The sequence below is a fragment of the Mycoplasma sp. 3398 genome, assembly GCF_053851555.1.
The window spans coordinates 61,588-84,818 of record NZ_JBSQAW010000002.1 but is presented as its reverse complement, the minus strand read 5'-3'; the positions used below and the strand labels follow the sequence as shown (position 1 = coordinate 84,818).

Sequence of the window (23,231 nt, the reverse complement as noted above, 5' to 3'; positions counted from 1 at the left end):
ATGATATTTAATTAATTTTACTAAATAAGAGAAATCAAAATAGATTAAAAGACAGTTTTTATTGAACAATTTAATCAATAGTTCTTTTTTATACAATCTTGTTTTCATAAATTAATAATATTTCTCTTATTAGATCTAATTTATTATAAAAATACATGCAACGGAAGTTAAATAATGTTTTCTTATATATATTTTTTATTTATATTTATATTTATATTTGCAAAATCTATATAAAGATTTTAAAATTTCAATATGAAATGTTTTTATGCAAAAACGCACTTTTTCTTATATCATGATTTAATTTAAATTAAGACATTATTCTACAGGTATCTTATTTAATAAATTATAAGAGCTATAAAAATATCAATACATCAAAAAAATCAAAATAAATTGATATCTAATAAATACTGCTTCATAACTACTTTTTTAAATAAAACATTTTTATCAACTATAATGTATTTAATAATATTAAATTATTTAAATAATGAGAAATATTATGATTAGATGAGTCATATTTACAATATTAAAATTAAACCTGTATATGATTACATTGTGGAGATATAATGAACCCTAAAAGCATTAAAGAAAATATTCTTGAGCATTGAATAATGATTGAAAAACTTAGCGAAGGTAATTGAAATAAAAAAGATTATCGCGAGATTAAACTAGATAAACAAAACGATAATTATTATGACTATTTTAATACGATTTTAAAACAAGAAACTAAGCAAAAAAAGGAAAAATATTTAGTTTTTATTTTTAACACATTTAATTCAAAAGAACTAATTGATCTTCTAAACAAAAAACATAATACTAAAATTAATGATGATGAATTAGAATCAATAGGAAATAATAAATTCAGTTTTGCTATACGTTTTAATAATAATCTTGAAATAGAAAAACAATGCACTTTCTATACTTGAAGTGCATATATTAGAGAGACCAAGAGTGATTTAGAATTTAATTCTATGTCTAAATTTAAAGAAAAAGAACATGAACTTTCAGATGATATTGAAAATATATTTAAAAAGAAAGAAACCGAAGATTTAAAAGCATTTTTTAATAAAGCATTTCAAAAATTAATACAAAATTACAATATTGATGTTAATCTTTCCAGATATAAAATAGTAAATGATGATGAAGATGATGCCTTATTGCATTCATTTTTTATTGATGACTTAGTAGAAGCTAAAGGAATATCAACACAAAATCTAGACAAATATTTATCATCATCAAAAGAAGAAAATAGCAATGAATTAATAAAAATAAATTTAGATAATAAACAAGCTGATGGTATTAAACAAATCAAAGAAATTTTAGATCCTAAGAATTATCCATGTTCAAGATTTCCAAGCAATGTAGAATATGCACTTTCATTAATGCAACAAATTGCAGTAAATCTATCGACAAGTAAAAACTATGAAAATATTAAAATGAAAAGTGTAAATGGACCTCCAGGAACAGGAAAAACAACCCTACTAAAGGATATATTTGCTGAGCTAATTACTCAACAATCGCTTGAAATATGCAAGCTAGATTCAAAGATAATTAAGGATGTTTTTTATAAAGAAATTAAAATTTTGCCTACACAAATTGCAAATAAGAGCATTTTAATAGCAAGTTCAAATAATGGAGCTGTGCAAAATATAGTAAACGAATTGCCTCTATTGGAAAATGTTGACAAAGATCTAGCAAACGAGATAAAGAATGCTGATTATTTTTACAAAACTGCTAATGCAATAACTGAAGAAAAAGATAATAATGAAGGTATTTCCAATAAGCATAAAATCGCAAAAGAAAAATGAGGTCTTTTTTCATTGGAAGGCGGCAAAAAGAAGAATATTATAGAAATAATAAAAGCTGTCGAAAATATCATAAAAGAAATATACCAGCAAGAAAATAACAATTCAAATGTATATCAAGATTTTTTAAATTTATATAATGACATTAAAAAAGCACAAAATGATATACAAATGCACATAAACCTTTTAGCTAAAATAGAATTAGAAATGCAAGCTTTAATTGACGATTTCATGAAGGATAAACCTGACGATAAATTTGAAAATAGAAATCTTAATATTGAATCAATTAAAAACGCAATTAATGAAAGCCTAAAAGAGATAATAAACTTAATAAATAATAACCAAAATGAATTAAAAAATATAAACAAATCTATCGAAAATTTAAAACTGCAAAAACCAAGCTGAATAAGTAAATTATTTAAAACAAAGAAATACAAAGAATTTAATGAAAAATTAAACTCCTATTTAAATCAACGCATTAAAATATGCGACTCACTATTATCTCTCGAATCTAAAAAGAATAACATAGGCAAAAAAATCGATAGTATCAACAGAATGCTAGATCAAAAAAATAAAATCGAAGATTTTTTTATCAATAAGAAAATTAATAAATTTAATGCAATTAATGACAACAATGTATTTCAAAAAAGTAACCCATGATTTAACAAGAATTTTAGAATCAAACAATCAAAATTGTTTATTTTGGCGCTAAAAGTCAGAAGACAATTTTTATATGAAAACAGGGAGGCTTTAAAAAGCGCCGTTAAAATATGAAATAATAAAATCAAAGGAAAAACTATTGATAAATGCGAGTGTTTAGTGGAAGCATGAAATTGAATTAATATGGCTGTACCCGCAATTAGTTCAACCTTTGCAAGCATAAGGACAATGTACAAGAATTTTCCAAAAGAATCAATGGGATTTTTGTTTATAGATGAGGCGGGACAAGCGGTTCCACAAGCGGCGGTAGGTGCAATTTTTAGAACGAAAAATATTATTGCTGTTGGTGATCCATCGCAAATTGAACCAGTTTCAGTATTAGACCAAAATACCTTAAAATGAATAAAAGAAAAATATAAATTGCCTTATGGTCTTAATAGCTCGGTGCAAGAAATTGTTGATAATCATAGCAAATATGGATTTTATAAGAGAAACGGAGATTGGATTGGCATACCTCTTTGAGTACATAGAAGATGTCTAAGTCCAATGTTTGATATTTCAAACGAAATTTCCTATGAAGGAAATATGGTCCAAGGAAAAGAAAACGGTAAACAAAAAAGCTACAATGGATTTTGACTTCATGTTAAGGGAAAAGCCATAAACAAACATTATGTAAAAGAACAATGTCAAGTTTTAAAAAAATATTTATTTAAAATAAAAAACCGTGATGCAAATTTAAAAGATGTCTTTATTATTTCTCCTTTTAAGGCAATAGTAAATGAACTTAAGAGAAATCTCAATGATTTAATTAATAAAAGTAATATAGGAACAGTACATACTTTCCAAGGAAAAGAAGCTAAAATTGTTTTTTTAGTGCTAGGTTGCGATAAAGATAGTATAAATTCTGCTCAATGAGCTGTTGGCAGCAATAATCCAAATATTATGAACGTAGCAGTAACACGTGCAAAAGAGGAGTTTTATATAATTGGCGATAAGGAAGTATATGAATCACTCAATAGTGATGTAATTAAAGCTTGCTTAAAACACCTAGAAATTGTAAATGAGCAATAAAAAAATATATGAATATTAAGTTTATTTATATATGTTTTAAATGCCAAATCAAGTTATTTAAGAACCGATATTTTTCCTAGGTTTTTAATATAAGGATATTGTAAAAAAGAATCTAGTTATTTTTAATTTTCATAAAGAGCCCAAAAGGAATGATTTACAAATATACAAAAGATAGTCAAACACCTCTAATAAAAGCCCGACTAATCAATTTAGTTTTAGCAATGTTGAAGCACTAATTAAAAAAATTAAATTAAATGTAATAGAAGCAACAAAGGGAAAGCTAAAAATTTTTACAAAAAATAATAACCAAAAAGTAGAAAAAACTTTAACAGACTCGATAGAAAATAAAAACGATTTGTATACAAGCAAGTGTATGGTGATGAATTAATTGATAATTTGCTTAAAAAATTCATATGATGATTTAAAAAAATGCAATTAAAAAATTAAATAAAAAATCATAAATCTATTTTAATTTAAGGTGGATTTATGATTTTTTAATTTTAAAATTGGGAAAATAAAAATGAATTAAATAATTTTGATTTATATTAGAGACATTTTTGCAATAAATATATTTTTATTAGATCAAGGTCGTAAATTAGAATAATACTAAGTAGTAAAAAGCGCCTTTATAAATGCCTTGGCTTTGTCTAAAATTTTGGTCATAATTAGAGCATCAATCATGAAATTTTGCCAAAACAAAAAAAAAAAAAAAAATACTATAAAATATGCTTTATAAACTTAATTAAATATAAGGAGAAAAATGAAAAAAAGCAAATTACTTTTTCTAGGATTTTTACCTGTTTTGGCAACACCAGTTATAGCTCTATCATGTGCAAATCCTGCTAAACCGGAAAAACCAGATAAACCAGAAAAACCAGCTGAACCAATGAAACCAAAAAACCCAGAAACAAAAAACCCAGAAACAAAAAACCCTCAACAAAAAACACCTGATAAAGAAAGCGATACTGATAAAAAACCTAGTCCAGATAAACAAGGTGATACTGATCAATCAAAGCAAGGCGATTCAGAGAATGATAAGCCAATTAAACCAGAAATTGAAACACCTGAATCAATTCAATTTAACAAAGACAAACAAGCAGTAATGCTTTTCGCTGAAAAAATTTCTAAGGTTGATATTTCAAAAGATAACTTTATTGATGAACTTAAAACAGAAGGGGGGGCTGCGACATTTAAAAAACTTGGTAAAAGTGATTATTATTTCAAAAATGTTTTAACAAAAGCATTTTCATTATTAATTAATCTTGACCATATCATTAAAAATAAAGATAAAAATCCAAATGTAATTATTCAATTATTAAACGAAATTGAAAACATTTTTACAAAAAGCTTATTCAAGGGACAAATCGATCCTCAACTTAAAAAAGAATTTAACAAAAATGTTAATTTAGGTGTTGAATTGAATAAACTTAATGTTAATTCAGGCAAAAAATCAATAGAAGAATTTCGAAAATTACTTGAAGATGAAAAAAAATTAAATGAACTTCTGAAAAAATTTAATATTAAAGAATTTAATTACGAAGATGAAAAACTTAAAGATGCGCTTGAAAAAACTAAACTTTTACAGTCAGAAAATATTCCAGAACAAGCAAAAATTCAATTATTAGGAGAAATTAGTAAGCTATTAACAAAGACAGCAAGTGATTTACTTTTCCCTAAGGGTGAAAATTTAAAATTCGAAGAAAAAACACAACAAGAAAAACAAATCGAAAACGTTAAAACTATTGTTTCTATGGTTAAAATCTAAATATAGAAGCAAATGAATCTAGTTTTTCAAACCTTAAGAAAATGCTTAAAGAATACAAAGAAAATTACAAGAAAGATAATGATAAACTTTCTAAATATGGTCTTGGTGGAAACTCATATAATGAAAAATCAATTGACGAAGCAATAAAAACAATTGATGAGCTAATTGAACTTTCAAAAATGAATAATTCACCAGATGGCAATAATAAAAAAGATCCAAATCTAAAAATTCAGTTGTTGGATCATTTAGTTAGATTATTAATGCCAAGTAGTGCTGACTTTTTACAAAACTAAAGCCTTAGTAATTTTGTAAAGGTTATTATAAAGGTATCCGAATGTGGATACTTTTTTTTATAAATTTAGTTAGAAAAGCATAAAAATTTCTAAAAAATTACTAATATAGAATTCTTATTATGCCTCTATTATGTCGATATTATTTATTTTGATTAAATTTTACGATAAATATAATGAGTTTATTTTTATAAAATAAGTTATTTGCTATAATTTCTAGGTGCAATGTAAAATTGCCTAAAATGTGGAAGAATTTATTAATTCGTTTGAACCACAATTATCGAAAGGATTTTTTAAAAATGGCAAAGGAAATAGTAAAAAAAGCTAAATTACAATTTTTAGCTGGACAAGCCAAACCGGGCCCTGCATTAGCAGGTGTTGGTATTAACATGCCTGAATTTACTAAAGCTTTTAACGACCAAACAAGAGATAGAGGTTCGGAACCGGTTCCTGTATTAATTACAGTTTATAAGGATAAATCATTTATTTTTAAATTATTTACTTCACCAACATCATATAAATTGATTCAAGCTTCAAAAATTAAAAAAGGTAGTGGAGTTCCAAACAAAGAAAAAGTTGGTTCAATTACTTTGGAACAATTAAAAGAAATAGCGGAATATAAAATGCCAGATATGAATGCAATAACTCTAGAAGGCGCTATGCATCAGGTTGCTGGAACTGCTAAAAATATGGGTATTACAGTTGAAGGTTATGAAGAATGACTAAAAGGAAGTGCTAACTAATGGCTAAGAGAGTTACAAAGAACGCTAAAGTTTTAAAAACATTAGTTAACAAAAAAGATATTTACCCTTTAGCAGATGCAATTGAATTAGCTAAAAAAGCTTCATTTGCAAAATTTGACGAGTCATTAGATATTGCTATTAAATTAAATTTAGACACAAGAAAATCAGACCAACAACTACGTGGAGCTGTAGTGCTACCAAATGGTACTGGTAAAAGCATTAAAGTTTTAGTGGCTACTGATGAAGTTTCAGCGCAAAAAGCAGCATTAGAGGCTGGGGCAGACTTTGTTTATTCATCTTCAGAACTACCAGAAATTTTAAATCAAGATAAATATGAATTTGATGTGATTGTTGCCGATCCAAAAATGATGCTTGTTTTAGGAAAATATGGTAAAAAGCTTGGTCCAAAAGGTTTAATGCCAAACCCAAAGACAGGAACAGTTACAACAAATCCAGTTAAAGCTGTTGAAGAATTGAAAAAAGGTAAAGCAAATTACCGTGCTGATAAGGGTGGAATTATCCATGCCTCGGTTGGTAAAAAATCAATGCCTACTGAATTGTTGGCTCAAAATGCTGAAACCATAATTCAAACAGTTAAGAGATTAAAACCACAAACTGTTAAGGGAACATATGTTTTAAACATTGTAGTTTCTACTTCAATGGGTGCTGCTGTTAAAGTGAAAATCGATTAATTTGTTTTAAAAAACTTAGCTTTTTTGGCTAAGTTTTTTAAAACAAAAATAATAAAATTAGACCAAACCCATAACAATCGGGGATTAGGTCTAATTTTATTTTGATATATTATTTTAAATTATAAAATGTCTCTCTTCCTTTAAACTTAGCTCTATTTCCTAGCTCATCTTCGATTTTTATTAATCTGTTATACTTAGCAATTCTATCAGTTCTTGACATTGAACCAGTTTTTATTTCTCCGGTGCTAAATGCTACTGATAAATCAGCGATAAATGTATCTTCTGTTTCGCCAGAACGGTGTGAGATAACAGGAACTAAATTAGCTTCTTGAGACATCTTGATTGCTTTGATTGTCTCTGTTAATGAACCAATTTGGTTAATCTTAATTAATGAAGCATTAATTGCTTTTTTAGTAATAGCTTCCTTTATATATTGAGGATTTGTTACAATTAAGTCGTCCCCTACTAACTGAACCTTTTCACCATACTTTTCATTCATTGCAATAAATCCATCCCAATCATCTTCATGGTGTGAATCTTCAATTGAAATGATAGGGTATTTATTAATCAATTTACCAAAGTAATTCACAAGTTCTTTAGTTGTAAATTCGTATTTATTTTTAGCATATTTTTCAAAACCAGCTCTTTTATCTAATAATGCCTTCTTAAATTTCTTAAATACATACTTCTTCGTCTCTGAATCATATAGTTCCGAACATGCAGCATCCAAGCAAATTGCAATCGAATTTACGCCTTCTGTTGCAGGATTAAAACCAGCATCCTTAATTGCTTTAACAAGAAAATCAAGCGCTTCCTCATGGGTATGTAAATTAGGCGCAAAACCGCCCTCATCACCTACTTGTGTTCCGTGTCCTGCCTTCTTAAGTAATTTAGCTAATGTATGAAATACTTTATTTGCCATTTGCAGAGAGTGTTTAAATGATTTAGCCCCTACCGGCATAATCATGAATTCTTGAAAATCAATAGTATTTGAAGCGTGTTCACCACCGTTAATAACATTTAACATCGGCACCGGCAAGGTAAATGAACTTGCGCTAATTTGTTTTAAAGAAGCCAGATATTCATATAATGGCTTTTTAGCTTCGATTGCAGCTGCCTTTGCGCATGCTAGAGATACAGCTAAAATTGCATTGGCACCAAATTTTGATTTTGTTGGAGTACCATCAGCATCAATCATAATATTATCAATCAACTCTTGATTTTTTACATCATGCCCAATTAATAAACTAGCTATTTCATTATTTATATGATCGCAAGCACTTTGAACACCCTTTCCACCAAATCAATTATCTTCATATTTTGTTCCTTTATCACGTAGTTCTAAAGCTTCCTTTGATCCAGTTGATGCGCCCGATGGCACTAGAGCTTCAGCGAAAGCTTTTTTAGTGGTTATCTCAACCTTAACTGTTGGATTCCCTCTACTATCTAAAACTTCATATGCATATATTTTCTTAATTTTAGACATTCCTATTCTCCTTAAAAATTCTTTAAAAATAAAATTAATTTTCGTCATCTAATAACGTTAATTTTTTTATATATAAATTATAGAATTATTTATTAATTTAGAAGCAACATTATTTATTTTAATAATGTTAATAGTGTAAAATTTTATATTATGGATTTAATAGAAAAAGAATTTAATGATTTCATTGATAAAATAACAGAAATAAGATATGACGACCCGCTCAAAGCAATTTATCTCTTAGATAACTCGAGAAATAAATTTGTTATTGATGCAATGCAAAATGAAATTGACGCTTTCAGAAATACTATATTATTTCAGATTAAAAAAAACAATTTAAAAACAAAAACCAATTTAGATACTTTATCACTAATTAATTCATTAAAAAACAAAAAAATGGATTATATTTTTATGCTTAACTATAATGAATTAAAAAACCGAGATATAAATGAATATCTATCTGAATTTCAATTCTTTTTTAATGGAGATGGTTTTGACAACGGAGGATTTCAAACGCTAATATATGATTTATTGCAAACAAAGAATGTTGATTACAATTACAAAGTTAATAATATAATAATTAATCCTAAAATAGATGGTTCATTTTTAAAAAATGAGGCAATTGCTAAACTGGAAAAAGAAATATTAACAATTTACAGCAATGATGTAGCAAAAAGCAAAATCGCCAGACAAGTATTCAGTGCATATTTATTCAAAAATTGAATTAATATTTTAAAAAATAAAACTATTAGCGAATATGAAGAAATAATCAACGTTACTAAGGTTTTATTTGGCGAAAGGGATGAAAATTCACTATCAGATAATGAAAAATCATTATATTCATTATTTAAGTAAATAATGTTATAATAATAACAATATTTTTTATTCAAGGAGAACAAAAAAATGTCAAGAAAATTCAATGAGGAAAATACCGAATTAATTATCGATTATACCATTAATGGCGAGGAGTGAACCAAGGCCTATGAAAAAGCCCAAAAATCATTAGCTAATGATGTTACAATTCCTGGATTTCGAAAAGGTAAAGCCCCTTTAAAAGAAGCTCTAAAAAGAGTTGATCCATTTAAAATTTTTAATAAAGTAATTCATGATAAATTTGATGATGTTTATAAAAATCATATAATTACTCAAATTAAAGACGAAGATAAAATTATCAATGATTATCACCCTAGTTTTGATGTTAGTGATTATTCTGACCAAGGTGCCACATATGTATTTAGATTCCCTCTATTTCCTAATGTAAATTTAGGTGAATATAAGAAACTTAATACTAAGTTAAACATTGCAAACATTGATAAAAAGATGATTGAAGGTACCAAAGAAACAATTCTAAAAAATTACGCTGTTTCCATTGAATCTAATGAACCAATAAAAATGGGTGATAGTGTAAATTTTGATTTTACTGGTTACATTAATGGGGAAAAATTTGAAGGCGGAGAAGCTGAAAAATTTGACATAGTAATAGGATCAAATCAATTCATTCCTGGCTTCGAAGAACAAATGGTCAATCTAAATCGTGGTGAATCAAAAGATATAAATCTTAAATTCCCTGAAACATATCATGCAAAAGAATTGGCTGGAAAAGATGTAGTCTTTAAAGTAAAAATTAATTCAGTTAAAACAAATAATTACCCAGAGGTAAATGATCAATTCTTAAAAGAAGCAAAAATAAATCCATTAGTAAACACTATCGAGCAATTTAATGAATATGTTGAATTTGAAGCAACAAAAGCAGTTTTACAAGTAGCTTCGCAAACCTACACAGATGAAGCAATCAACGAAATCATCAAGAACTCTTCAATAACAATTTCTAACATAATTATTAATGAAGAAGCTGAAAAATATTATAAAAGTTTTATTCAACAGCTAAAACAAAAGGGGATTAGCGAAAGAGATTATTTTGAATTCACAAAAACCAATAAAGAGGATGTTCTAAAAACATATCAAGATGAAGCCTTTAAAAATCTTTTTAAATCATTTGTTTTAGGAAAAATTGTAGATGAGGAAAATCTACAAATCACTGATGAAGAATATGAAAATAAGGTTAATGAAATAGCTAAATCATATAATTTAAAACCAGAACAAATAAAAACCTTTGTTTCAAAGAAATCATTGGAACAAAATGAACTACCACATAAAATTTTTACTTTACTAGTTAAATTTAGCGATTCTGAAAATTATGAAAAATATAGAAAATTAGAAGAAAATATAAAACAATATGAAAAGAATGTTGAACAAGCTATTGTTAAAATGGTACAATCAAAACCTAAGGACAATGATAAAGAATCAACAACTAAGGCTGACAAGGCTGAAAAATAGATAAACGCAAAAATAAAAATGCAAGATTAAATTCTTGCATTTTATAATTTCTTTTAATTATTCAGCAATAAGTGTATGCTTTGTGTATAAAGCAACAACTCTTTGTGGCAGATAAAGAAAGTATAAAAACCAAATGTTACAATACCTAATAGTCATTATTTAATAAATGAACCAAATAATTTGTCCACCTGTTCCATCAAATTTCAATCTTCTAGCACCTATAATAGTGTGGTTTGCAATAAATTTTTGTCTTGCACAATAAACTCATGGTATAGCAATTCCTAATGTAAAAACAAGTGATAAAATAATTCCTCAACGGAATAAAAAAACTGTAAAAAATCAATGTTTTAATGCTGAAACCTCATATATTGAAGAAGACTCATTTTTGTTTGTTTTTTTCCTTTATTTAATTACAATTAAATAATGCTTTTTTTAATTGTGCCTATATAAGGCAGCTGTCTCATTTTTTCTTCTCAATCAAAACCAAAACCAACAACAAAGTCTTCTTTTTGAATAATAAAACCATAATTATCAGGCTCAAATTCCACAATTCTACCACTAGGTTTATTTAATAAAGTAAGGACCTTAAGACTCTTAGGATTTCTAGATTTCAAAATTGACACAACCTTAGTCATAGTTTTTGCTGTATCGACAATATCTTCAACTATTAACACATCACGACCCTCGATATTATTAACAAGATCAAGAATTATCTTAACATTTCCTGATGGTTTGTCTTTCCCATCATATGAACTAGTTATCATAAAATCCGTAATAAAATCTATGTTAATTGTTTTTATCAATTGAGCATAAAACGGTAAGCATCCTTTTAATAAACCGACAAGAATTAAGTTATTTGAATTTTTATATGTTTCATTAACTCAATTGCTTAGTTCAATTATTTTTGATTCCAATTGTTCTTGGTTGAAAAGAACTTTTTCTATTCGTGGATCAATTGTCTTAACTGCCATTGTTTTTCCTCTTCATCAATAATTTTTACTACTTGCTTATATACCTCATCCTCAGATAAATTGTTTGTATCGATAATTTTGTAATTAAGTTGAAAATCATCAGCAAGTTCTCTAAAAATTTTATAATAATTTTCATGCAAGTTCTTGAAATAATCGTAATTAAGATCTCAATTATCTATTTCAATAGCTCTCCCTCGCTCAAAAATTCTTTTCTTAAAAGTATCAAAACTTATATCAAGAAATATTACTAAGTCCGGTAATTCGCTTTTTGTAATTAACTTAGAAAATAAGGCTTTGAAGCCATCAAAATATTTAGGTTCCTTTTTACTAAGAATTAACTTAGCAAAAATATAATGTTCAATAGAAAATCTATCCAAAAACAAATGCCGATCTATATCGGGTTTATCTTGCAATTTATTATAAATTTCCATAAATTTTGCTGAATGGTTTTCAATAATAAAACTTTGAAAACTAATAGTTAAATTTTGTTTTTTCTCATATAATCACTTTAAAAAAGTATTGAATACCTCATCATTTTCTTCAAATTCATTCAGTAGTAAAGAATTTTTATAATGATTAGCCAATTTGGAAGAAAGCGAACTTTTTCCCGCAGCAATCATTCCACTTATTCCTATTATCATAAAGACCCCCTAAATAAGAAAACTAAAAATATTTAAATTATTTTACTAAATGTTGTAATCAAAAAATAGTAAAAAAATAAAAAATAGCAATTTGTGTAATATGCTATTTTTTTATAAAAAAACAGTTAATAATTATATTAAAAAACATATAAAGTTAATTATAAATCTATCAATATTTTTGATAAAAAATTTAAATCGTTTTGTATATCATATGCCTTAACCAAATTAAGCATTAAAGCAATGATAGTCATGGGTCCAACACCGCCAGGTACTGGAGTTAAATATGATATTTTGTTATTTATCTTAGAAATATCAATATCACCGACAATTAAACCATTTATTCGATGTATTCCTACATCAATAAGGACAACATTATCCTTTAATTTTATTCCGTCCAGGCAGCCACGGCAGCCAGTTGCTACAACAACTAAATCATTCAATAATAAATCGTCCTTCGGAGTATTAATATCATATCTTTTTACATGAGACCCATTTTGCTCAAAATAATCAGCAAGCGGCTTTCCAACTATCTTGCTTTGACCGACAACGGCAATATTCATATTATTAAAATTAATTTGATATTTTTTTAATAATATAACAACACCAAGAGCTGTAGCAGGGAGAAATGAATTAAAATTAGTTAGAAAATTTGCTTCTTGATTCCATTGTGTCAAACCATCAATGTCCTTAGTTATATTAATGCAATTAAGTAACTCTTGTAGATTTTTGACTTTATCCGTTTGCAAAGGAAGCTGAACTAAAAAACCGGTTGTTTCTTTGTTCAGAATATCAATATTATGCTTTATTTCTTCTTCTGATACGTTTCTATTTAATTTTATTAATTTTGTTTTAAACCCAAGGAAATGAGCAATATTTAATTTATGCTTTATATATATATTAGATTCCTCAAGATCACCAACCTGTAATATACCTAAAATTGGCATTTTATCTTCTGCCATGTTTTCAAATTGCTTTTTTATTTTAGTTTGTATTTCTTCCTTAGTTTTTTTACCATCTAAAATATTGTACATTTTTATACTTTTCTAAATGCACCAGTCTTACTTTGCACATTAATTGACGTTGTATCCTTCAATGATTTTGCATAATCCATAGCTTCTTTTTGCGTTTTAAAAACTCTCAAAGCTCTTTGCCCTTTTGGGTTTTTTACTGCCCATCCATCAGGATGATTTACGACTAATCTCACTGCCATTATTTTTCCCCTTTTATTTTAAGATTTACAATAAAAATACTTTATATATTATAAAATCATACATTATTTTTTAATTAAAAATAAGCTATTTTATTTAAAAAAAATAAAAAAACTTTTTTGTTATTAATATATTTTTTTATCAAAAAACCGGATTAAATTATTTTCTAAACTTTACATCAAAAAAAAGCAATAAAATAGGTTTTTATGATAATTGTAAAATTTAACTTAACAATTCGGCGAGATTACAATTGTTATTTTGAAATAAAGCCACCACAAATCAATAATTTCATAAATTTATTTATTTGCTAAATATCTTAAATATTTTAAAATTTGCTATCTCCCAAAATTTTAAAAGGCCATTTCTTTCGATATCTTTTGAGTTTTTTTGTAAATTGAAAAAATAAATTTTAAGGAGTTTTTTTAATAATGGCGACTCTTTAACTTTCTGCATCTATCATTTTACTTGACGTTGGTATATCGGTGATTCCTCTTATTTAGTTATTAATATTGCTATTTGTTTAATAAAAATTTTTACTATAATTTTTATCTAATTATTTTTATAATTGATTCTTAACATAAACAAAAAAACATGATGCCAAAGCATCATGTTAGTGTATTTACATTTGGTGGAGATGCGGGGAATTGAACCCCGGTCCATACATTGTAATATTTCAATATCTACAGTTTATCCTATTTTTATGCTAAACCAGTTTTAATTAAAATAGAAAAAAAATTAAAAGGGTGTCAGTTTGTTTGAGTCATTCAGCCCTTAACTGAAACAGTACTGAATCAAGCCCAAGACAACAAAATTCTTAAATGCGGGCCACATTATAAGATTTTGACCAGATTTTAATTAAGCAAATACTGGATTTAATTGACGATTCATAACGTTTGTCATGAAGTAGTCTTTTTCTTTTTTGTTTTCTAAGTTTGCATTTAAAAAGCCTAGAAGTATTATGGTTTACAAGACCACTGCAATTGAAATACGTAAATATTTGTCGAAGCCATTACATCCCCGTTAATATATTTTTCTAAGGTTTCTTTTTAGCTCTTCTTGTTTAATTTTTTCACGTTTATCGTATTTTTTTAATCTTTTAGCCAAAGCAATTTCAACTTTTATATAATTGTTCACTCAATAAATCGAAAGGGGAACCATTATTAAGCCTAATCTATCAATTAAATTACTTATTCTCAAAATTTCTTTTTTATGCATCAATAATTTTCTTGATCTATCCAATTCGCCCTTAACTAGCATATATTGAGAAATATACAAATTATTAATCCAAACCTCATTTTTGTTGCTAATAGAGCAAAAAGCATTATCTATTTTTGCATTTTGTGCCCTCAAACTTTTTACCTCTCAACCAAGTAATGAAATTCCTGCCTCATAAGTACTATGAATCTCATAATCAAATTTAGCAAATTTATTTTTTATAATTAACTTTGGCATAAATAATATTATAAGATCAAAAAAAGAAATATTAACACAAAGACGCATTAATATTTCCCTTTTCTCTTTCAATTCCAATAATTTTTATTTTATAATTATGGCCAACCTTGAATAAAAGGCGGTCGCCTTTAGCTTCATAATTGGAAATTTTTATAACATTATCATCCAAATCTTCAAATCTTATTAAAACACTTGTTTGATATTCGTTAATATTAAAAAATACTCCAAATTTTTCAATAGAAACGGCCGTAGAAACAAATGTCTTATTGATTAGTGATTCAAAATATTCAGCTTTTCTAATATCAACAATGTCTCTTTCAACAGTCATTGCCGTTCTTTCGCTTTCAGAATTCATAAGCGCAATTTGCTCAATTTTACTAGATTCCTCCGAAAATTGTTCATCGCTAATTTTTTTACGAGCAAACAAATATTTCTTAATTAAACGATGCAATAATAGATCAGGATATCTTCTTATTGGTGAGGTAAAATGTGAATAATATTTAGAAGCAAGACCAAAATGACCGATATTTTTAGATGAATATACTGCTTTTTGCATTGTTCTAAGAAAAGCATTTTTTATATAATCATCCAATCCTTTTTCTTTTAGTTTATTTACCATTTTTGAAAAACTTAATGGGTTTCCATCAAAAGGTACCAATATATTATTTAAATGTGCAAATTTAATAAGTTCTTGAAGCTCAAAAAGCTTATCATCAGATGGTTTATCATGAACACGATATATTGAAGGAATATGGTTTTCAAACATCATTTCTGCTATTGTTTCATTTGCTCTAACCATAAAATCTTCAATCATATTTTCACTTTCGCCATCCTCTCTTATTTTGATGTCTACTACTTTATTATTTTCTATAATTAACTTTGGTTCCTTAATTTCAAAATTAACATAACCTTCTTTGATCTTATATTGTCGAATAATTTTTGATATTCTTTGCGAATCATCCATTAATTTTTTTAATTCTAACGATACATTTATCTTTTTATTAAAATAATCATTCACTTCATTATAAGTTAGGCGATAATTAGAATTAATTACACTTTCATAAATATCTTTTTTAACATTATTACCTTCTTTATCTATTTCTAACTCAAGTGTAATAGTACATCTATCGACATTAGGGTTTAATGAACAAATTCCATTAGATAATTCATAAGGTAACATAGGTATAACCTCACCTGGCAAATAAATTGATGTACCCCGAAGCAATGCCTCACTATCAATTTTGCTTCCTTCTTTTACATAATAAGAAACGTCCGCAATATGAATATAAAGTTTTGTATTACCATTGGGTAACACAAAACATGATATTGCATCATCAAAATCCTTTGTATCTAGACCATCAATAGTAACAGTTAATAAACTGCGTAAATCTTTTCGTTGTTTAATTTCTTGATCACTAACAGATGTAGGCATATTGGAAGCTTCTAGAAGAACACTATCATTGAATTTCTGGCTAACTTCATTCTCTGCGAGAATTTTAGCAAATGGAAATTCAAAAGAATTAATATTTGTAATAATTCTATTAAACTTAATAGCAATATTTTTTTCATTTGGTTCTAAAACAAAAACCTCAACAACATCATCTCTATTTATATTTGTAGGTATATTCATTAAATTAAAAATCTCAAACTTTCCTTTATCTCGATCATTTGATGCTTCGAAATAAATCTTCCCATTATGCGATCTTAAGAAATTTCCTATCAAAATATTTTTTTTATGTTTTAATAGTTTTGTAATTTTTGCCTTATATAACAATTCATTTTGATCGTTATAATAATAGAAAATTTTGGCCTCTATTAAATCGCCATCAAGTAGATTTCTTGTTTCAAATGGAAATAAAATTGCAGATTTTTTCTTCGATTCATCATTAGCGTCAATAAAATCAATAAAACCTAATCTTTTATTAGTTATTGCAACAATATCTTCGACCATTGTAAGATAAAAAATAGGAATATAGGAACCATCCCTCTTGTATTCGATTTTTTCGTTTTCTTCCAATTTTTTAAGTATTAATGATAAATCAGTATTTAATGATGGATGTATGTTTAATTTCTTTACAATTTCCAAAAAACTTAAACCTTGTGGATGAGATTGAATGAATTTTAATATCTCAACTGAGTCTAATTTTTTAACATTTTTAAAAAATTTATTGTTCATTATATGTAAGTTTTAACCTTGCTGTCAAACAACGCGCAAAATAATTGCAAATATAAACATTAAAATGCCTAAGGAAATCATCGACCATTTAAGAACTTTTTTAATTCCGCGTTCTTTTGAAATTTTAAATAGGTCAAGATCATTGCTACCAACAAGTGCACCGCTAAAACTATTAGAATCTGGGGCCATCATAAACGATATTCCTATAATACCTAAGGATATTATTAAAAGAATTACAACTAATGCTCATACCATAATATTATTTTCTCCTAACTCTTAATTTCTATCCCATACTCAGCAAGTTGATCTTTTGCTAATTCTGATGGCGCTGAAGTAAGTAAATCTACACCTTTTGCGTTTTTTGGAAAAGCAATAACATCCCTTATGGATAATGATTTAGTTAAAATCATTAAAACTCTTTCAATACCAAATGCAATGCCACAATGCGGTGGTAGGCCGTATTCAAATGATTTTAAGAAGAAGCCAAATCTTGATTGTTGTTCTTTTTTTGATATTTTTAAAATATCAAAAATCATTTTTTGAATATTGAGATCATGAATTCTAATCGATCCAGAGCCTAGCTCAAAACCGTTTAAAACTAAATCATATGATTTAGCTCTAACCTTATTAAACTCATCATTTTTCAAATAATGAACAGTAGATTCATCAAATTGAGTAAACGGGTGATGTGCAGGAGCATAAGAATTAGTTTCCTTATCAAATTCAAACATTGGCCAATTAACTATTCACAAAAAGTTTAATTTATTAGGATCTGCTAACTTATATAGCTCATTCAATAGCGTTCTTATTGCACCCAAGGCTTTTAAAACATTTTCTTCATCGTTACCGGCCGATATTAAAGCGATCGGGTTTGATAAATGAGTTGACTCTTTTTTTGTTGCAAGGTGTTTGCTAACTTCACATGATGGGCAAGTTAAATCTAACGTTTCAAAAAACTCACCACCATTCTTATAAAAAATTTCATTAATTATATCAATATGCTCATTAACATCTCGGTCAAATATTATACCCTTTACATATTTCATTCCGAATTTATCACTCAATTCCTCTGAATAATCTTGAATTAAATATGGATATCTTGTGTCGGGCTTATCGTTTCCATAATGTTTCATTGAGTATTCGAAATCCATTCGTGGAAATTTTGTTTCAATATTATAGCCTAATTTTCCCAGAACTTCTACTCACATTTCCTCACATAATGCAAAGATTTCTTCCTCCGAGCCAAAAGACATTTCAATATCTAATTGAGTAAATTCTGGTTGTCTATCCTTTCTTAAATCCTCGTCTCTAAAAACTCTTGCTAGTTGAAAATATTTTTCAACACCTCCAGCCATCAATAATTGTTTAAATAATTGAGGTGATTGAGGTAGCGCAAAAAACCTTCCTTTTTTTCTTGTTGGCACCAGGTAATCTCTTGCGCCTTCTGGAGTTGATTTAGCTAAAATAGGTGTTTCAACCTCAATAAAACCTTTCTTATCGAAAAAATTTCTAATATAAAGCGATAATTTATGTCTAATTTTAAGATTGTTCAATACTTTTTTATTTCGAATATCCAAAAATCTATATTCTAGACGTAAATCCTCATTTGCAGAATTATTCTTATCATCTTCAATATCAAAAGGGATTTGTTTAGATGAATTAAGAATTTGATATTCATTAACTAAAACTTCAATTTCACCTGTTTTTAAGTTTGCATTAGCATCAAGGCGCTTCTTAACGATACCATTAACCTTAATGCAACTTTCCTTGGTTAAAAGTGGGTCAGAAATATTAACAAACACCAATTGAATGATACCGCTAGAATCTCTCAAATCAACAAACATTTGATTCTTAAATTTTCTCTTAGTTGCCACTCAACCAAACAGTTCCACACTATTACCTATATTATTTATATCTAAATCTGCACAATATATTTTCTTCATTTTATATTACATCCTTTATTATCTCTTGAAATTGTTTGATGTCATGGTATTTATGAATAATTTCAATATCTTTAATTTTTATTTTTATTTCTTGATGTTTCGAATTTAATTCCTTAAATATGAGCATTCTAGGTTTTAATTGATAATTTAATTTAAAAAGTTGTTTAATTGAGCATTTTTCATTAATAAATTCAATGTTGTACTCTTTTCTTAAATCATAAGCGATTTTTAATATTTCATCTTTTTCGTGATCATTTATATAACCTATAAGAATATCTAAATCTTCTTTTATCTCTTCGTATTTGTCAATATTATAAGCAATTATGTTAGATATTCTATCAACGCCGAAAGCGAACCCGATCGATCCGATCATAGGGCCGCCGAAAGATTCAACCATTCCATCATATCTGCCACCAGCAAGAATTGTTGATTTCGAACCAAGAGCCTTCGAATCTGAAACAAATTCAAAGACAATATCTGTATAATAGTCCAATCCTCGCACTAAATATGGATTAACCTTATATCTAATATTAAATTTATCTAGCAAAATTAATAACTCATTAAATTCCTGCTTTTCATTATAACTTAAGAAATCAAGTAATTTAGGAGCATTCATTACAAATTCTTTTTTATTTTCCTCTTTATCATCAAGAATTCTAAGGGGATTTTTTTCTAATCTAATTTTTGAAATTTCACTTAGTTGATCTCTATATTTTAAAAAGTAATCCTTTAAGTATGCAATATATTTATTTCTGCTTTCAATGCTACCAAGATTATTAATTTCTAAAATAGAATCATTTATTTTTAAATCATTTAAGAAATCATTAGCAAATTTAATTGCCTCAAAATTAGAGAGAACTGATTTTTTTTCGATTAATTCAATTCCACCTTGAATAAATTGTCTATATCTACCCTTCTGTGGTCGCTCATATCTAAACATAGGACCAAAGTAAAATAATTTTGCCTTTGTAAAATTATTTATCTTATTTTCGATATATGCTCTAATAACTGATGCTGTGCCTTCAGGCCTTAAGCTAATAGTTCTATTGCCGTTATCGCGAAAAACATACATTTCTTTTGTTACAATGTCACTAGTTTCACCAGCTGCTCTTATAAAAAGATTATAGTCTTCAATAATTGGTGTTTCAATAAATTGGAAATTATATTTTTTGCTTATTCCCTCAAAAGTCTTACGAATAAAATTTAGTATTTTAGCCTCTTTATTATAAATATCCTGTGTGCCTTTTAATCTTTTGAACATATATTCCTCACTAAATTACATCGAAAAATCATTAATACCAATAAAGGTTTGCTCTTGGATTTTTTCTGTTTTTCAAAAATCATTTTCAATTCTTTTGTGTTTATTTTTATATCTTAAATTAATTAAATGTTCTAATAGTCTTGGAATAATAAACATGTTTAAATATCAAGTAAATAACAATGCTAATTGAAGTGAAAATATTGCATTAAACGATACACTCACAAGCAAGAATGGAGCTGATGATAATAATACAAATCCCAAAATAACATTAAATGTTTGAATAGTAAAGGTATCACTTATTAATATTTTGATAATATTATGAACCTGGGTTGGATTATAAATAAAGTTCTTGGTATTAGTATCTTTTAAAATTTCATCTTTTATGATTGATGAATTGATTACCGAATCAACAATATTGATAAATGAAACAAATAATAAACCGTCAAACACAAAATTATCAATTTTAGTTCTAAAGATAATGAATATCCCCAACACTAAACCAATCAAAAGAATTTGTTTTACTATAAAAATAACTGCTGATTGCATTGAATATCTAACTGTGATATATATGAATATGCAAATATTGGTTAATAGCATTAATAGAGAGATTCAGGCAGTTGAATACCCGATGCTGTTATTTCCTAAAGCATTAGAGCTAGTTACTAAAGTAACATCTGCATAATTCTTTGAATTAAATAACTTTAGCAATTCGTTGTTTATTAAATTGCTCATATCCATATTAGAATAAATTAATAGCGAATTTAATCCGTTTTCACTTGCTTTTACTTTCTCGATTAAAACACCTTCATTATGAGAAATAATAAAATTTTGCAATTCATTTAATATAGTAGTTTGTCCACTAATATCAACGCCATTTTTGAAATTTAAACCAACACTATAAATAAACTTAAATTTTAAATTAGAATCGACATTAAAACCTAATAATGCTGACTTTTGTATTCCAGAAAAGGAACCAAATATTAATATTGACACCATAAGAATAGCGATAATAGGAATAATAAGTGGTCTTACTTTAAAGAAATTATTAATCTTTAAAGTAAATTTATGTATTTTTTTATTTGCACTTAAAAGCAAATACTTCTTATTATCAAACGATTCGGTTTGAATTATAAGTCTAAACAATATGGTATTTAAACCAATAACAATAAAAGAAATTAACAAAGCGCCAATACCCATTAACGCACCAATAGTTGAAGAATGATTAATATTTAAATAGAAAGCCAAAATGGCCCCAATGCCTATAACAGCTACTACATCAAGTCCAGATATCAATGACCTTTTTGTCGCCTTATTTATAGCTTTGTTAGTATTCGAACCTTCCTTAATTTCCTTTGCAAAGATGTGCAATTTTCTAATTAATAAACTAAATGCAATAAATAGTAACATAATTGCTGTTAGTCCAATTATTGAATTTATAACTACACCAAAAGCAGTTATGATTGATAAAAATACAAATATCAAGAATGCCAACGTAACACTAGCAGTTACACCAAGTAGTCTGTACTTTATTAATAAAAATAGTGACATAACGGCTCACATAACAACTATAGCAATGATATATGAATCAAATTGTCTATATGATTTAGTAATAAAATAAGAAGTTTGTTTTTCCAATTTAAATGGTGTATATGAGAAATTAATTAAAGAAGTTAATTGTTTATTTGAATAACCATTAGAAATGTTATTAATTAAGTAAAATATTGAATCACGTTTTTTTGATGAAATCAATGAAATAGGAGATATTGCAGAAATTAAATATCTTTGGGCATTAATTGAATATTTTAAGCTTGGTTTTAACGTCTTTAATACTTTTCCGTCCTTATCGCGTGTAACATCATCACCTGCTTTATTATTGGCATATGCATAATTAACAGGATTATTTTTTGCTCTATCTCAATTTTCTCTATCATTTTGAATGGCATTTTGAATGAATTCATCCAAATTTAACCAAAAGTATACCTTTGAGCTGGGGTCATCTTGACCTTGTCCTTGTTGTTGAAAACCTCTTATAAAATAATCATATGCAAGGTGTGTAAATTGATCTCATGCATAACTATTCAATTTAATTTGAATTCTATCTGCATAACCCTCAGGTATTTTATCACTTGCGGGATTCGGATCTAAATCCATGTTAAAATTTTGAGACCCTTCATCAATGAGCTCTTTCAACCCGTGAAATGAGCTTTCATTACCTTGATATCTACCTTTATAAAATAATGGATTACCATTATGATCAGTAATTGTTAAATTAGGTTTTTTAATTAATGAGTCTAAAAGCTGTTTTTGGGATTTATCATCAGTTGCTGACAAATCTTTTACTTCAATAAGATTATTAGACAATAAATTAACATCATAGTTAGAAGTTAATTTATCACCTTTTTCTTGAAGGTACTGCTTTACAATATCTGCAATTTTATTTGGTTGTAATTCGTTTTTAGAACTTGTTTGGTTGCTATTTTTTTGAATTTTTAAAACTGTTTTAGTTCCGATAATTTCATTATTAGTACGATTAAATTTATTCAATGTTGGTGTTAAATAAAAAATAGAACCAAAAATAAATGCTAACAACATCCCAATAAATATAAAAATACTAAAAACTCATTTTATTGCAGGGCTAATTTTATTTTTTTTATTCATAGGTACAATTATATAATAATTGTTATATTTTGAATATATTTTAATAGTTATAAAGTTTTAAATATAAAAAACATAAAA

18 protein-coding genes and 1 other RNA gene are annotated in these 23,231 nt (G+C 26.8%); 7 read left to right on the top strand and 12 right to left on the bottom strand.

Going from position 1 to position 23,231, the window contains the following annotated elements; translation table 4 throughout:
- The first annotated feature begins 563 nt into the window (after nucleotides 1-563).
- The 5 genes from ACWXVK_RS01250 to rplA all read left to right on the top strand — a co-directional run bounded on the left by ACWXVK_RS01250 (nucleotide 564) and on the right by rplA (nucleotide 7,023).
- On the top strand, nucleotides 564-3,533 hold the full coding sequence (locus ACWXVK_RS01250) for a DEAD/DEAH box helicase (RefSeq protein WP_456016995.1): 2,970 nt from the start codon (nucleotides 564-566) through the stop codon (nucleotides 3,531-3,533).
- Nucleotides 3,534-4,293: 760 nt separating this feature from the next.
- Entirely contained in the window at nucleotides 4,294-5,298 is a 1,005-nt protein-coding gene (locus tag ACWXVK_RS01245; RefSeq protein ID WP_456016992.1) for a hypothetical protein, read from the top strand.
- A gap of 41 nt (nucleotides 5,299-5,339) precedes the next feature.
- On the top strand, nucleotides 5,340-5,591 hold the full coding sequence (locus tag ACWXVK_RS01240) for a hypothetical protein (RefSeq protein ID WP_456016990.1): 252 nt from the start codon (nucleotides 5,340-5,342) through the stop codon (nucleotides 5,589-5,591).
- Between the two features lie 296 nt (nucleotides 5,592-5,887).
- Entirely contained in the window at nucleotides 5,888-6,331 is a 444-nt protein-coding gene (rplK, locus tag ACWXVK_RS01235; RefSeq protein WP_438340820.1) for a 50S ribosomal protein L11, read from the top strand.
- Entirely contained in the window at nucleotides 6,331-7,023 is a 693-nt protein-coding gene (rplA, locus tag ACWXVK_RS01230; protein WP_438340819.1) for a 50S ribosomal protein L1, read from the top strand. Before rplK ends, rplA begins: the two co-directional genes overlap by 1 nt.
- 109 nt (nucleotides 7,024-7,132) lie before the next feature.
- Here rplA and eno read toward each other — a convergent pair whose 3' ends face one another.
- Nucleotides 7,133-8,509 (bottom strand): phosphopyruvate hydratase, encoded by a 1,377-nt coding sequence (gene eno, locus ACWXVK_RS01225; RefSeq protein ID WP_438340818.1) that lies wholly within the window; start codon nucleotides 8,507-8,509, stop codon nucleotides 7,133-7,135.
- 150 nt (nucleotides 8,510-8,659) lie between these two features.
- Between eno and ACWXVK_RS01220 the strand changes: the two genes are divergently transcribed.
- On the top strand, nucleotides 8,660-9,361 hold the full coding sequence (locus tag ACWXVK_RS01220) for a hypothetical protein (protein ID WP_456016988.1): 702 nt from the start codon (nucleotides 8,660-8,662) through the stop codon (nucleotides 9,359-9,361).
- A 48-nt stretch (nucleotides 9,362-9,409) separates the two neighbouring features.
- Nucleotides 9,410-10,843, top strand: coding sequence for a trigger factor (gene tig, locus ACWXVK_RS01215; RefSeq protein WP_438340816.1), 1,434 nt, complete (start codon nucleotides 9,410-9,412; stop codon nucleotides 10,841-10,843).
- A 416-nt stretch (nucleotides 10,844-11,259) separates the two neighbouring features.
- On the opposite strand, the gene hpt is transcribed toward tig, so the two are convergent.
- The 11 genes from hpt to secDF form a co-directional block, all read right to left on the bottom strand.
- On the bottom strand, nucleotides 11,260-11,814 hold the full coding sequence (gene hpt / locus ACWXVK_RS01210; protein ID WP_438340815.1) for a hypoxanthine phosphoribosyltransferase: 555 nt from the start codon (nucleotides 11,812-11,814) through the stop codon (nucleotides 11,260-11,262).
- The gene (locus tag ACWXVK_RS01205) at nucleotides 11,784-12,455 is read right to left on the bottom strand and encodes a deoxynucleoside kinase (RefSeq protein WP_438340814.1); all 672 of its coding nucleotides are present in this window, start codon (nucleotides 12,453-12,455) and stop codon (nucleotides 11,784-11,786) included. The genes hpt and ACWXVK_RS01205 overlap by 31 nt, the downstream gene beginning before the upstream one ends.
- A gap of 158 nt (nucleotides 12,456-12,613) precedes the next feature.
- The gene (locus tag ACWXVK_RS01200) at nucleotides 12,614-13,486 is read right to left on the bottom strand and encodes a tetrahydrofolate dehydrogenase/cyclohydrolase catalytic domain-containing protein (protein WP_456016986.1); all 873 of its coding nucleotides are present in this window, start codon (nucleotides 13,484-13,486) and stop codon (nucleotides 12,614-12,616) included.
- Between the two features lie 2 nt (nucleotides 13,487-13,488).
- A complete protein-coding gene (locus ACWXVK_RS01195; protein WP_438340812.1) occupies nucleotides 13,489-13,665 on the bottom strand; it encodes a DUF2188 domain-containing protein in 177 nt (58 codons plus the stop codon).
- Nucleotides 13,666-14,289: 624 nt separating this feature from the next.
- Nucleotides 14,290-14,682, bottom strand: a transfer-messenger RNA (tmRNA) gene (ssrA, locus tag ACWXVK_RS01190).
- Nucleotide 14,683: 1 nt separating this feature from the next.
- The gene (gene smpB, locus ACWXVK_RS01185; protein WP_455966273.1) at nucleotides 14,684-15,115 is read right to left on the bottom strand and encodes an SsrA-binding protein SmpB; all 432 of its coding nucleotides are present in this window, start codon (nucleotides 15,113-15,115) and stop codon (nucleotides 14,684-14,686) included.
- Nucleotides 15,116-15,146: 31 nt separating this feature from the next.
- A complete protein-coding gene (gene rnr, locus ACWXVK_RS01180) occupies nucleotides 15,147-17,291 on the bottom strand; it encodes a ribonuclease R (RefSeq protein ID WP_456016983.1) in 2,145 nt (714 codons plus the stop codon).
- Nucleotides 17,292-17,303: 12 nt separating this feature from the next.
- A complete protein-coding gene (gene secG, locus ACWXVK_RS01175; protein ID WP_438340809.1) occupies nucleotides 17,304-17,546 on the bottom strand; it encodes a preprotein translocase subunit SecG in 243 nt (80 codons plus the stop codon).
- Between the two features lie 14 nt (nucleotides 17,547-17,560).
- Nucleotides 17,561-19,234 (bottom strand): aspartate--tRNA ligase, encoded by a 1,674-nt coding sequence (gene aspS / locus ACWXVK_RS01170; RefSeq protein WP_456016981.1) that lies wholly within the window; start codon nucleotides 19,232-19,234, stop codon nucleotides 17,561-17,563.
- 1 nt (nucleotide 19,235) lies between these two features.
- Entirely contained in the window at nucleotides 19,236-20,495 is a 1,260-nt protein-coding gene (gene hisS, locus ACWXVK_RS01165; protein WP_456002093.1) for a histidine--tRNA ligase, read from the bottom strand.
- Nucleotides 20,496-20,510: 15 nt separating this feature from the next.
- Entirely contained in the window at nucleotides 20,511-23,153 is a 2,643-nt protein-coding gene (secDF, locus tag ACWXVK_RS01160) for a protein translocase subunit SecDF (RefSeq protein ID WP_456016979.1), read from the bottom strand.
- Between the last annotated feature and the right edge of the window lie 78 nt (nucleotides 23,154-23,231).